General features: G+C 63.2%; 15 protein-coding genes. 7 read left to right on the top strand and 8 right to left on the bottom strand.

What is annotated here, in order from left to right; genetic code table 11:
- The 4 genes from C8K44_RS15925 to C8K44_RS15910 all read left to right on the top strand — a co-directional run bounded on the left by C8K44_RS15925 (position 1) and on the right by C8K44_RS15910 (position 2,205).
- Complete coding sequence (locus C8K44_RS15925) at positions 1–750, top strand: F0F1 ATP synthase subunit A (protein ID WP_109576778.1); 750 nt, start codon at positions 1–3, stop codon at positions 748–750.
- A 78-nt stretch (positions 751–828) separates the two neighbouring features.
- The gene (locus C8K44_RS15920) at positions 829–1,053 is read left to right on the top strand and encodes a F0F1 ATP synthase subunit C (protein ID WP_109576777.1); all 225 of its coding nucleotides are present in this window, start codon (positions 829–831) and stop codon (positions 1,051–1,053) included.
- 62 nt (positions 1,054–1,115) lie between these two features.
- The gene (locus tag C8K44_RS15915) at positions 1,116–1,715 is read left to right on the top strand and encodes a F0F1 ATP synthase subunit B (protein ID WP_109576776.1); all 600 of its coding nucleotides are present in this window, start codon (positions 1,116–1,118) and stop codon (positions 1,713–1,715) included.
- Between the two features lie 10 nt (positions 1,716–1,725).
- Positions 1,726–2,205: a F0F1 ATP synthase subunit B gene (locus tag C8K44_RS15910; protein ID WP_109576836.1), complete on the top strand. Its 480-nt coding sequence runs from the start codon at positions 1,726–1,728 to the stop codon at positions 2,203–2,205.
- Between the two features lie 103 nt (positions 2,206–2,308).
- On the opposite strand, the gene C8K44_RS15905 is transcribed toward C8K44_RS15910, so the two are convergent.
- Positions 2,309–2,959 (bottom strand): ribonuclease HII, encoded by a 651-nt coding sequence (locus C8K44_RS15905; protein WP_109576775.1) that lies wholly within the window; start codon positions 2,957–2,959, stop codon positions 2,309–2,311.
- Between the two features lie 151 nt (positions 2,960–3,110).
- Complete coding sequence (locus C8K44_RS15900; RefSeq protein ID WP_109576774.1) at positions 3,111–4,265, bottom strand: PA0069 family radical SAM protein; 1,155 nt, start codon at positions 4,263–4,265, stop codon at positions 3,111–3,113.
- A gap of 146 nt (positions 4,266–4,411) precedes the next feature.
- On the opposite strand from C8K44_RS15900, the gene C8K44_RS15895 reads away from it, so the two are divergent.
- Positions 4,412–4,915, top strand: coding sequence for a glycosyltransferase (locus C8K44_RS15895; RefSeq protein ID WP_109576835.1), 504 nt, complete (start codon positions 4,412–4,414; stop codon positions 4,913–4,915).
- A gap of 6 nt (positions 4,916–4,921) precedes the next feature.
- Here C8K44_RS15895 and moaB read toward each other — a convergent pair whose 3' ends face one another.
- From moaB to C8K44_RS15865, 6 genes are all read right to left on the bottom strand, one after another.
- Positions 4,922–5,473 carry a molybdenum cofactor biosynthesis protein B gene (gene moaB / locus C8K44_RS15890; protein WP_109576773.1) on the bottom strand — a complete coding sequence of 184 codons (552 nt, stop codon included), beginning with the start codon at positions 5,471–5,473 and terminating at the stop codon, positions 4,922–4,924.
- Between the two features lie 12 nt (positions 5,474–5,485).
- Complete coding sequence (locus C8K44_RS15885) at positions 5,486–6,376, bottom strand: 4-(cytidine 5'-diphospho)-2-C-methyl-D-erythritol kinase (RefSeq protein WP_245417503.1); 891 nt, start codon at positions 6,374–6,376, stop codon at positions 5,486–5,488.
- Positions 6,363–6,548: a hypothetical protein gene (locus tag C8K44_RS15880; protein WP_109576771.1), complete on the bottom strand. Its 186-nt coding sequence runs from the start codon at positions 6,546–6,548 to the stop codon at positions 6,363–6,365. Before C8K44_RS15880 ends, C8K44_RS15885 begins: the two co-directional genes overlap by 14 nt.
- Positions 6,549–6,628: 80 nt before the next feature.
- Positions 6,629–7,459 carry a S49 family peptidase gene (locus C8K44_RS15875; protein WP_109576770.1) on the bottom strand — a complete coding sequence of 277 codons (831 nt, stop codon included), beginning with the start codon at positions 7,457–7,459 and terminating at the stop codon, positions 6,629–6,631.
- Positions 7,460–7,564: 105 nt separating this feature from the next.
- On the bottom strand, positions 7,565–8,359 hold the full coding sequence (locus tag C8K44_RS15870) for a methyltransferase (protein WP_245417509.1): 795 nt from the start codon (positions 8,357–8,359) through the stop codon (positions 7,565–7,567).
- Positions 8,360–8,361: 2 nt separating this feature from the next.
- Positions 8,362–8,586, bottom strand: a complete 225-nt coding sequence (locus C8K44_RS15865) for a DUF2007 domain-containing protein (protein ID WP_109576769.1) — start codon at positions 8,584–8,586, stop codon at positions 8,362–8,364.
- Positions 8,587–8,735: 149 nt separating this feature from the next.
- On the opposite strand from C8K44_RS15865, the gene C8K44_RS15860 reads away from it, so the two are divergent.
- Together C8K44_RS15860 and C8K44_RS15855 are read left to right on the top strand one after the other, a co-directional pair.
- Complete coding sequence (locus C8K44_RS15860; protein WP_109576833.1) at positions 8,736–9,752, top strand: polyprenyl synthetase family protein; 1,017 nt, start codon at positions 8,736–8,738, stop codon at positions 9,750–9,752.
- 189 nt (positions 9,753–9,941) lie between these two features.
- Positions 9,942–11,957, top strand: a complete 2,016-nt coding sequence (locus tag C8K44_RS15855) for a tetratricopeptide repeat protein (protein ID WP_109576768.1) — start codon at positions 9,942–9,944, stop codon at positions 11,955–11,957.
- Positions 11,958–12,016: the final 59 nt, after the last annotated feature.

Raw genomic sequence — 12,016 nt, 5'->3', positions numbered from 1 at the left:
GTGGCCAACGATCCTATTCATCAGTTTCAGATCTCGAAATTGATTCCGATCGAGATCGGCGGCCTCGATTTCTCCTTCACCAATTCGGCCGCCTTCATGGTTGCCACGGTGGTCTGCGCCAGTGCGTTCCTTTTCCTGACGACGTCGAGCCGCGGCCTGGTGCCGAGCCGCATGCAGTCGGTTTCGGAGATGTCCTACGAATTTGTAGCCTCGATGCTACGAGACGCCGCCGGCTCGCAAGGCATGCGGTTCTTCCCGTTCGTGTTTTCGCTGTTCATGTTCGTGCTCGTAGCCAACCTGCTCGGCCTGTTCCCCTACTTCTTCACCGTCACCAGCCATCTCATCGTCACCTTCGCGCTGGCGCTGCTGGTTATCGGCACGGTCGTCGTCTACGGCTTCATGAAGCACGGCTTCGGCTTCCTCAAGCTCTTCGTGCCGCACGGCGTTCCCGGCATCCTGGTGCCGCTGGTCGTCCTGATCGAGGTCATCTCGTTCCTGTCGCGTCCGATCAGCCTGTCGGTTCGTCTTTTCGCGAACATGCTGGCCGGCCACATCACGCTCAAGGTTTTCGCAGGGTTTGTAACCTCGCTCAGCGCGCTTGGCGCGGTCGGCGTCGCCGGCTCGCTTCTGCCGCTGGTGATGACTGTCGCCATCACCGCCCTGGAAGTCCTGGTCGCGTTCCTGCAAGCCTACGTGTTTGCGGTGCTGACCTGCATGTATCTCAACGACGCCCTGCACCCGGGCCACTGAGCAAGAACAAGAATTCGTCGGTGGCTTGCCGCCGGTCGGGAAATCGCAACTAAGTTTCGATCCACAAGGAGTTGGACAATGGAAGTAGACGCAGCAAAGGCAATCGGCGCAGGCATTGCCTGCCTCGGCATGGGTGGCGCGGGCATCGGCCTGGGCACCATTTTCGGTAACTACCTGTCGGGCGCCCTGCGCAACCCGTCGGCAGCTGACGGCCAGTTCGGCCGCCTGATTTTCGGCTTCGCCGTGACCGAAGCTCTCGGCATCTTCTCGCTCCTGATCGCGCTGCTGCTCCTCTTCACGTGAGAGCCGGCTAGGCGATTTAACCGGCCGCGCGTTGCGGCCGGTAGGATGGACAGGGGAAAGAGATGTTTGTCACACCGGGTTATGCCGAGGAAGTCGCACCAGCGGCTGGAGCAACTCAGACCGATGCCGGTGCCAGCGCTCATACGAGCACGGGTGCTGAGCACGGCGCAAAAGGCGTTTTCCCGCCCTTTGATTCGTCGTCCTATCCGTCGCAGCTGTTGTGGCTCGCGATCACTTTCGGGCTGTTCTATCTCTTCTTGAAGAACGCCGTGCTGCCGCGCGTCGGCGGTATCCTTGAGGTGCGCCGCGATCGCATCGCAGGCGATCTCGACCAGGCTGCCCGGATGAAGTCCGAGGCGGATGCGGCGGTTGCCGCATACGAGCAGGAGCTTGCCGAGGCGAAAGCCAGGGCAAACGCCATCGGCCAGGAAGCACGCGACGCGGCCAAGGCGGAAGCCGAAGCCAAGCGCAAGGAAGTCGAAGCCGGGCTCGACCAGAAGCTGACCACGGCTGAGGCTCGCATCGCTACCATCAAGGCCAATGCCATGAAGGAAGTGGGCACCATCGCTGAAGACACCGCTGCCGCGATCGTCCAGGCTCTGGGTGCCGGCAAGGTCGACAAGGCTGACATCGCCGCCGCCGTCAAGGCAGCGGGCAAGTAGGAGAGTGGCCATGGACGCAACATTCTGGGCCACAGTCGCTCTCGTCATTTTCATCGCACTTGTCCTGTACCTGAAGGTACCGGGCATGTTGTCGAAGTCGCTCGACGATCGCGCCGACCGTATCCGCGCCGAGCTCGAAGATGCACGCAAGCTTCGTGAAGAAGCCCAGCAGTTGCTCGCCGAGTATCAGCGCAAGCGCAAGGAAGCGGAAAAGGAAGCCGCTGAAATCGTCGAGTCGGCCAAGCGCGAAGCGGGCCTTCTTGCCGAAGAAGCGCACAAGAAGACCGAAGAGTACGTTGCTCGCCGGACCGCGCTTGCCGAGCAGAAGATCGGCCAGGCGGAGCGCGAGGCGGTCAACGAGGTCCGCGCCAACGCTGTAGACCTCGCGGTTGAAGCGGCCCGCCAGATCCTCGGCGGCAAGGTCGATGCCAAGGTCAGCGCCGACCTGTTCAAGGGTTCGGTTCAGGAAGTGAAGGCCAAGCTCAACTAAATCGGGCAGGCCAGATCGAATTGAAAAAGCCGCTGGCATGTCCGGCGGCTTTTTTTGTTTTGGAGGTGGTGGTGTTCTGAAGAAGTGGTGCGTGTTGCCGGTCTCAGTCCCGGAAGGGAGCGAAGGAAATGCGGTGCAGGCGAACCGCAGCGCCGTGTTCGACAATCGCTGCGCGATGACGGGCGGTGGCATAGCCCATATGGACTTCAAAGCCGTAGCGATTGTCGTTTGATCCGCAGACGGACATCATGCGGTCACGGGTCACCTTGGCGACGATCGAGGCTGCGGCAATGGACTGCGAGCGCTGATCGCCCTTGACCAGGGCGCGGCAAGTGCAGGCCAAGCCCGGTGGCACGTCGCGCCCGTCGGCGAGTGCCGATCTGGCGGCCACAGGCAGCCCCGCCAGCGCACGGCGCATGGCTTCGAGGCTCGCCTTGCGGATATCGCTGCGGTCGATGCTGTCGGCCGAAACGGAGGCAACGGCGACCCCGAGTGCCTTGCCCAGGACTTCGTCGAACAACGCCTCACGTTGGATGGCCGAGAGCCGTTTCGAATCGTCGAGGCCGTTTGGAATGTTGTCGGGATCAAGCACGACGGCCGCTGCGACGACGGGCCCGGCGAGTGGTCCCCGCCCGGCTTCATCGAGCCCCGCGCAAGGCCACAGACCACCGGCGATCGCTTTCTTTTCGAAGGCGAAGTCGGGCTTTTCGATGAATTCGAAGAGGGGCGGAGAATCGGAACGCGGGCGAGCCATAGTGCGGCGATGCTCGCATCGGCCCCGATTCTCCGCAAGTCCTTCCCGACCGATTGGGGCGGCGGTTCGGGAAGGCACCGTCACCTGGCCACGGGGAGGGGCCGGACGGGGTGGTGGAGGCGAGCCAGCGAAGCTGGCTCGCCGTATCTGGTCAAAGCAGAGTCAACTGCAACTGGTCCTTGGGCGCGGCCTCGAACAGGTCGGTCCTGAGCGGCGTGCGCACTGCATTGAGGCCAAGGCGCTGGGCGGCGATCTCGAAACGCCGGCCGATCTGCCAGGCATAGGGGCCCTTGCCCTTCATGCGCTTGCCCCATTCGGAATCGTAGTCCTTGCCGTCACGCATCGAGCGCACAAGCGACAGCACATGACGGTAGCTGTCGGGGTAGTGGCGCAGCAGCCAGTCCTTGAAGATGGGACTGACTTCCAGAGGCAGGCGCAGGATGACGTAGCCGGCGCCGGTCGCACCTGCGGCCTTTGCCGAGTCAAGAATGCGTTCGAGTTCCTGGTCGGTGAGGCCCGGGATGATAGGCGCCACCATCACCGATACTGGAACGCCCGCCTCGGAGAGCTGACGGATCGCCTCGAGCCGCTTGGTCGGGGTCGCGGCACGCGGCTCCATTGTGCGGGCCAGCATGCGATCGAGCGTGGTGACGGAAAGCGCGACCTTGGCGAGGCCCTTTTCAGCCATTCGGCTCAGGATATCTATATCCCTGACAACCATCGCGGACTTGGTGACTATGCCGACAGGGTGATTGCGAGCCTCCAGCACTTCGAGCACCTCGCGCATGATGCGCCAGTGCTTCTCGATCGGCTGGTAGGGGTCGGTGTTGGTGCCTATGGCGATGGTGCGTGGCTGGTAGCCGTCCTTCGACAGTTCGCGGTCGAGCAGCCTTGCCGCGTCAGGCTTGGCAAACAGCTTGGACTCGAAATCGAGCCCCGCCGAAAGGCCCATGTAGCTGTGCGTCGGCCTGGCGAAGCAATACACGCAGCCATGCTCGCAGCCGCGATAAGGATTGATCGAACGGTCGAAGGAAATGTCGGGCGATTCGTTGCGGGTGATGATGGTGCGCGGCTTTTCGACCTGGACCTCGGTCTTGAACGGCGGCAACTCCTCGATGGTGCTCCACCCGTCGTCGAAAACTTGGCGGCTGACCGGCTCGTAGCGTCCCGATGGGTTGACGCCCGCGCCACGACCGCGCCTGCGCTCGTGGTTGATGCGCAGGCCGCTTTCTTCGATCATGGCATTGGCCATTCCGGCTCCGCCGCCCTTGAAAGCAGCTACATCGGCCCGTGCAATGGGTTCCATTTCACTATCTCCCGAAGGGAAAGGCACCGTCCGTCGATTCGTTCGGCATGAAACTATTCCTATTTTGGAAAGCGGAACAAAGCAAGAACTTTGTACGCAGAGCCGCAGTGCTGGCGCTTTGGGCGGCTTTCGGATATGCGGCTGTGATGCTGAGCGTTCTGATCGAAACCAGGGACGACGAGGAGGGGCTGGCGCGCACGCTGGCCTCGCTGGTGGGCGGCGCCGTCGAAGGTGTGGTGCGCGAGGTGATCGTGTGCGATCGCGGTTCGACTGACCAGACCCACTACGTTGCCGAGCATGCCGGCTGCGCATATGTCGCTACCGGCGGCATCCAGGCGGGCATCGCGCAGGCCAAGAGCGATTGGCTGCTTATGATCGAACCGGGAGCCCGCCTCTCCGAGGGCTGGACGGAGAGCGTGGTGCGCCACATGAGCCGGCTGACGATGGCCGCGCGCTTTACGCGGTCAAGGTCAAGCAACCGTCCGTTCTGGGAGCGCATGACCTCGCGGCCGCGCGCATTGGAGCAGGGACTGGTCATTACGAGGAAGCAGGCAGCTGTACTTGGCCGCAACGGAGCCGATGCCGAGGGCATCGCGCGCGGGCTTGCGGTAAAGACGCTCGATGGTGAAATCGTCGTGGCGCAGCGCTGATCCGGCTCAGGCGGTCTTGTTTCCGCCGCGCCTGAGATGTTCGTCGAGGCGCGGCATGATCTCCACGAAATTGCACGGCATGTGGCGGTAGTCGAGCTGGGCCTTGAGGATGCCGTCCCAGGCGTCGCGGCACGCACCGGGCGAACCCGGCAGTACGAACACGAAGGTGGCGTTGAGCACCCCGCCGGTGGCGCGCGACTGGATCGTCGACGTCCCGATCTTATCGTAGGAGATACGGTGGAAGACCGCTGAAAAGCCGTCCATGCGCTTTTCGAAGATCGGTTCCAGAGCCTCGGGTGTGACGTCGCGGCCGGTGAAGCCGGTGCCGCCAGTGGTGATGATCACGTCGATTTCGGGATCGAGCGACCACGCGGTGACGCGGTCCCGGAGTTTTTCCTTGTCGTCGGTGACGATGTCACGCGCCATGAGCACATGGCCGGCCTCGGTGATGCGGTCGGCGAGTGTCTGGCCAGACTTGTCGTCGGCCAGCGTGCGGCTATCGGAGACAGTGAGCACCGCTATGCGGACGGGCACGAAGGGGCGAGGCTCGCTTGCCATTGTCTTGGGCTCCTAGGTCCGGGTCACTGTCGCGGCGCTGAACCAACCGGGATGTTCGCCCGAGATGGCCACGGCGGCGCGCGAGGCAGCCGCAGCGCTGTCGAAAATGCCGAAGCAGGTGGCGCCGGAACCCGACATGCGGGCGAAGGCAGCGCCGGAGCGGCGAAGGGCTGCAAGCACCTCGGCGATCGACGGCTCTATGGCCGTCGCTGGCGGCTCGAGGTCATTGCGCGTCGCAGCCAGCCAGTCGAGCACCGTATCGGCGGTGTCGAGCGGCACAAGGGCCGGGTTGTCGCGTGAAGCCAGCGCGCGGAAGACGGAAGGGGTTTCGACCGCGAGGCTTGGATTGACCAGAACGAGATGCAGCGCGGGGAAATGCTCGACAGCTTCGAGCCGCTCGCCGATGCCACGCGCCAACAGTGGGCGCCCCGCCAGGCACATCGGCAGGTCGGCGCCGAGCGGCAAAGCAAGGTCGGCGAGCGCTGTCGTGTCGATGGGAACGCGCCAAATGCGTTTCAGTGCGCGCAACGTGGCAGCCGCGTCGCTCGACCCGCCGCCTATGCCCGAGGCCACCGGCAGGTTCTTTTCGAGCGAGATCGAAACAGGTTGGGCTGCATGACGCGGGTAAGCTGCGCGCAGCGCGTCGCGGGCGCGCAAGACAAGATTGCCGCTGTCCAGCGGCACGTCGCCTGCGAATGGGCCATCGACGTGGAACCGGTTTTCATTCGAAGGGGTGACCGTGATGCGGTCGCCGAGTTCGGCAAACACAACCAGCGAGTCGAGCAGATGGTAGCCGTCCGCACGCCGGCCGGTGACATGCAGCGCGAGGTTGATCTTGGCAGGGGCAAGTTCGGCGTGCGGAACGCTGTTCAATGTCACAGGCTTGTCGTCAGTCTTTCTCAAGCCGGTATTCGCCGGTCTCGGGGTCCTTGACCAGCGTGCCGTTGGCGCCGGTCTGGCGCTGCTTTTCGTTGCGGCGCACCTTGGCGGTCACCCTATCGGCTTCCTTGATGAAGGAGCGATAGCCGATATATGCCACCACGCCGACAAGCACGAAAAAGATGAGCTGAGGCATCGTCATTCTCCTCCCGTCGGGGGCCGGCGTTCCCGGCCAGTCGGGGTTTCCCCGGATGATAATCCGCTATCCGTGCTTTTTCAAAGGCCGAACCGGCTCCACAACGCGCGCTCTTCCGCCGCATCCACGAGGCCGGAGGCCACAGCGCCGGCGACTTCGGGCGTGAAGCCCGTGAACGACGAGCCGAGCCCCAGCCTGCGGCCGAAAAGGCCACGTGGTGCAGTGATCAGCTTGAGTTCCACCTTGGCGCCATAGCGGTCCCTGAGCACGGTGCGCATGTCGCCAAGCGCATCGACCAAGCCGAGTTCGAGCCCCTTCTTGCCCGACCAGAACAGGCCGGTGAACAAATCGGGGTCATCCTTGAGTTTCGCCCCACGGCGATCCTTGACCATGTCGATGAAGGTCTGGTGGACCTCGAGCTGCAGCTTCTTGAGCCGCTCGACGTCTTCTTTCTTTTCCGGCTTGAACGGGTCGAGCGTCGCCTTGTTTTCGCCGGCGGTATAGACGCGCCGCTCGACGCCGATCTTCTTGATGAGTTCGGTGAAGCCGAAGGATGACGACACCACGCCGATCGAACCGACGATGGAGGAGGGGTCGACTATGATCTCGTCGCCGGCGATTGCGATCATGTAGCCGCCGGAGGCAGCCACATCCTCGACGAAGACCAGAACTTTCTTGTTCTTCTCTGCGGCGAGGTCGCGGATGCGCTTGTAGATCAGCCGCGCCTGCACCGGCGAACCGCCGGGCGAATTGATGGAGATGGCGACGGCCGGCGCGCTGGTGATCGAAAAGGCCTTTTCGATCAGTCCCGCAGTCGTTGCCAGCGAAAGAGTGGGCCGGAACTGGCCGCCGCCCGACATGATGGCGCCTTGCAGCCTGATGACGGGAACGATGACCTCGCCGCCACGCATGGATTTCGGCAGCAGGCGGCGGAACGGGTTCTTCACTTAGTCTCTCCGGTCTGTGTCATGCGGGATGTATGTATTCTTGTGACATCCGCAATGCTCAAGCGTTGCTCAATCGCCGAAAAGCGCCGAGCGGCCACTGCTTATGTCTTGGGCACGTTGCGAGAAGCTGTCGTTTTGCTCATGCAGCACCAAGGGCGGGCACAGCACCAGCGGCGCTCGCGAGGCCCGCACCGCGCGTATGATGATGCGAATGGCCGCCGCGTCCTCGCGCGGATGCACGGGAACGATCTCCGCCTTGCCGAAGCGCCCGTCCATCGCAGTCAGGATCGGCACCAATTGCTCCGGCCTTGCGATGATGGCGAAGCCGCCTCGCGGCTTGACCATGGCGGCGGCGCTGCGGATCCAGCTTTCGAACAGCCCGTCCTCCATGACATGCGCCTGGCGCTTGAGCGCGTCGGGCGTCGGTCGGTGGTGGGGAGGATTGAAGGGCGGATTCATGATGACGAAGTCGAGCGAGGCGTCGGCAAGTCCGGCTTCGGCTCGCGCCTTGCCGGACAAGCCAACGTCGGCGACCAGAACGGAGGCGCGCCGGGTGAGATGCGCGTTGCCTGGATGGGCAAGAGTTGCGTTGGCGAAGCGCGCCATTTCGGGGGTGAGCTCGACCAGAAGCACCCCTGCCGCCTTGCAGCGCGAGGCAACGGCAAGTCCGGCTGCACCGGCACCAGCGCCGAAATCGGCAAGCCGACCGGAAAAGGCAGTCGGTACCGTGGCCGCCAGCATCAGCGCGTCCATGCCGGCGCGATGCCCGTCGTTCCTGGGCTGGACCAGCCAGAAATCGCCGCGATGGAAGGCGTCCACCGTGTGCGGCGGCAGCTCCGTATCTTCGGCTGGTGGAGGCGGGATTGTCACTTCAGGCGGATTTCGTGCTCGATGCCGGCATCTGTGAGCAGTTGGCGCGCTTCGTCAGCGTCGTCGGCGTCGATCATGACGCGGCGCGGCAGGATGCCGATCGATCCGTCGAGCACGCTCATGTTCTGATCGGCGATGAAACAGCCGATGCCGGAGTCGCGCAGCAGCGATTCCACGAAGGAAATGATGACGGCGTCGTTGGTGCGGATGAGTTCGATCATGGCGCGAAATTCGCAGTTTGGTGCGGCGAAGTAAACGTTGTGTGTTGCACCGCGCCAATTCGCCACTTGCGGGTACGGTGCATGCCGCCCTAGAATCGCCTAAGAGATGCGCGCGCGACCACGCGTTTGTGTAATTGGGAGTGTTGGCCTTGGGTGTCGTTCTCAACATCGAGAAGGGAAAGCGGGACACCGCGTCGATCAAGGATCTGATCGACCTGACCTCGTCCGACATGACCAGGGTCAACGAACTGATCCTGTCCAAGGCCGGCTCCGATGTCGAGATGATCCCGGAGGTGGCCAACCACCTCATCTCATCGGGTGGAAAGCGCTTGCGTCCGATGCTGACGCTCGCGGCAGCCCAGATGTTCGGCTATTCCGGCGAAAATCACGTCAAGCTCGCCACCTCGGTCGAGTTCATGCATACCGCGACGCTGCTGCATGACGATGTCGTCGACGAAAGCGATCTGCGCCGGGGCAAGAAGACCGCGCGCACCATCTGGGGCAATCAGGCAAGCGTGCTTGTCGGCGATTTCCTGCTTGGCCAGGCGTTCCGCATGATGGTCGAGGTCGGTTCGCTCGAAGCGCTCGATATCCTTTCTTCCGCCGCGTCGATCATCGCCGAGGGCGAGGTGATGCAGCTGGCCGCGGCCAAGAACCTCGAAACCACCGAAGACGAGCATTTCGCGGTGATCAAGGCCAAGACCGCGGCACTGTTTTCGGCTGCGGCCGAAGTCGGGCCGGTGATTGCCGGCGCCTCGAAAAATGACAAGGCGGCCCTTCGCTCCTACGGCATGAACCTTGGCCTTGCCTTCCAGCTCATCGACGATGCGCTGGACTACGGCGGGTCGAGCAAGGACCTCGGCAAGAATGTCGGCGACGATTTCCGAGAGGGCAAGGTTACGCTGCCGGTCATCCTGAGCTATCGCCGGGGGACTGCCGGCGAGCGTGCGTTCTGGAAGAGCGCCATCGAGGATGGCGTTTCCGACGATGCCGCACTCGAAAAGGCTGTCGGCCTCATGGTCCGCCATGGTGCGATCGCCGATACCATCGGCCGTGCCAGCCATTTTGGCGAGATCGCCCGCGACGCGCTCGCCCCGCTTGAATCGACGCCGCAGAAGGCAGCGTTGCTCGACGTCATCGATTTCTGCATCAGCCGCGTCGTCTGAAGTCGGAAATAGCGCCGCGCGGGCGCACATGTTCTGGAAACCTTAAGCCGGTTGTCGGATTGTAAAGTGGTGGCGGATTGAAGCGTGACCGCAAAAAGGCCATGCTTGGCAACGAAAACGAAGTTGCGGCCACGGATCCCGCCTTGCGGGTGTCATGATGACCATACGACCTGACTAGGAAGGACCTTCATGCGGCAGCGACGCGCAATCTGGCTTTTGGGCCTGGCGGCTCTTGCGGGCTTTACCGCCCTGACCCAGCCTGGATATGCCAAGGAGGTCTCCCAGCCAGTCGAGATCAGTTCGTTTTCAGGGGCTTACCTGGCGGCACGTACCGCCGAAGCCGATGACGACCTCGACAGTGCGATTGCCTATTACAAGCGCGCGCTCGCTTTTGATCCGGCGGATACCGCCCTTCAGCAGAGTGTGATGCTGGCGCTGATCGCGCAGGGACGGTTCGACGAGTCGCTGCCCTACGCCGAGATGCTGAAGACGGTTCCCGATGTGGAGCGCTTTTCGCGGCTGGCGCTAGCAGTCGATACGTTTCGCAAGAAAGACTACGATGCCGCCGAGAAATGGCTCAAGCTGGCGCTTGAATCCGATCTCGATCGGCTGATCACCGGCACCATGACGGCCTGGGCCAAGCAGGGCGAAGGCCGCGGCGGCGATGGGCTGCAATTCCTCGACAAGCTCGACGGCCCCGAATGGTACGAGCTGTTCAAGACCTATCACCAGGCCTTGATCGCCGAGACGGCCGGCAAGAACGAAAAGGCCAACGAGATCTACCGCGCCACGATCGACAATGTTGGCGCCGGCAGCGCGGCACCCGAGACCTGGATGCGTGCGGCCGAGGCTTATGCCGGCTTCCTGGCACGCAGCGGCAAGAAGACCGAAGCGCTGGCGATCCTTGATCGCGCCGAGGAATTCGCGCCCGGCAAGCTGCCGATTGCGGCATTGCGTGAGAAGATCACCAAGGGCGAGAAAATTCCCCCGCTGGTGGCCGGTCCAAATGATGGTGCCGCCGAAATCCTGCTCAACCTGTCGACCGCGCTCAATCGTGGCGGCGGCGAGCCTTTCGTCAGGCTCTACCTGCAATATGCGCTGGCACTGAAGCCCGAGAGCGACGAACTCCTGGTGCAGCTCGCAGCCATTGCCGAGCAGCAGCGGGATAGCGAGGCCGCGATCGCCCTTTATCGTCGCGTGCCTGCGTCGTCGCCGCTGAAGCGGCTGTCTGAGTTGCAGCTCGGTCTCAACCTGGCTGATCTCAAGCGTCACGACGAGGCCGTCAGCCATCTCAAGGCGCTGCTCGACGCCAATCCCGACGACATGCGCGGCTATCTGGCGCTTGGCGGGGTCTATGCCTCCGTGGAAAACTATCGCGCCGCAGCCGATGTCTACGACAAGGCGGTTGCCGTGCTGAAGACGCCGACCAACGCCAACTGGAACATTTTCTATCAGCGCGGCATCGCCTATGAGCGTCTGAAGGAATGGCCAAAGGCCGAGCCGAACTTCCGCGAGGCGCTCAAGCTGTTTCCCAATCAGCCGCAGGTGCTCAACTATCTCGGCTATTCCTGGGTCGACATGAACACCAATCTCGAGGAAGGCCTCGGGATGATCAAGCAGGCTGCGGACCTCAGGCCGAGCGACGGCTACATCATCGATTCGCTCGGCTGGGCCTATTACCGCCTCGGCCGCTATGAAGACGCCGTGCGAGAGCTGGAGCGCGCCGTTTCGCTCAAGCCTGACGATCCGGTTCTGAACGACCACCTTGGTGATGCCTACTGGCGTGCCGGGCGGAAGCTTGAGGCCACCTTCCAGTGGCGTCATGCCCGCGACATGAAGCCTGAGCCGAACGTCTTGGCCGAGGTCGAAAAGAAGCTCGCCAGCGGCATGGCGCCGCTGCCCGAAAAGCCCACGGCGCTTGAAGCTCCTGCCAAGCCGCCTCTCACCGAGGTAAAGCCGGCGGCACCCGCAACGGACAGCCAGAAAAAGAGCGAGGTCGAGACACCCGCGCAGGCGATTGAACCCGCAGTGCAGGTCATCCCCGCTGCCTACAAGGTGCAGCGCGGCCAGTCCTTGTGGTCGATTGCCAACGAAGTGCTCGGCGATGGCGACCGCTATCGCGAGATCCTCGACCTCAACCCGCAGCTGCGCGGCGACCCCGCCCGGCTCGCACCGGGACAGGAACTTCAGCTGCCGGGCAAGTGAGCCGCAGCGCGCGGCGACTGCTTGACCCTTGCCGATGGCCGGACTGGAGTGCCGTGCGT

Source organism: Aminobacter sp. AP02 (assembly GCF_003148805.1).
Taxonomy (GTDB): Bacteria; Pseudomonadota; Alphaproteobacteria; order Rhizobiales; family Rhizobiaceae; genus Aminobacter.
The sequence above is the reverse complement of the archived record's forward strand: the minus strand, read 5'-3'. Positions and strand labels throughout refer to the sequence as shown.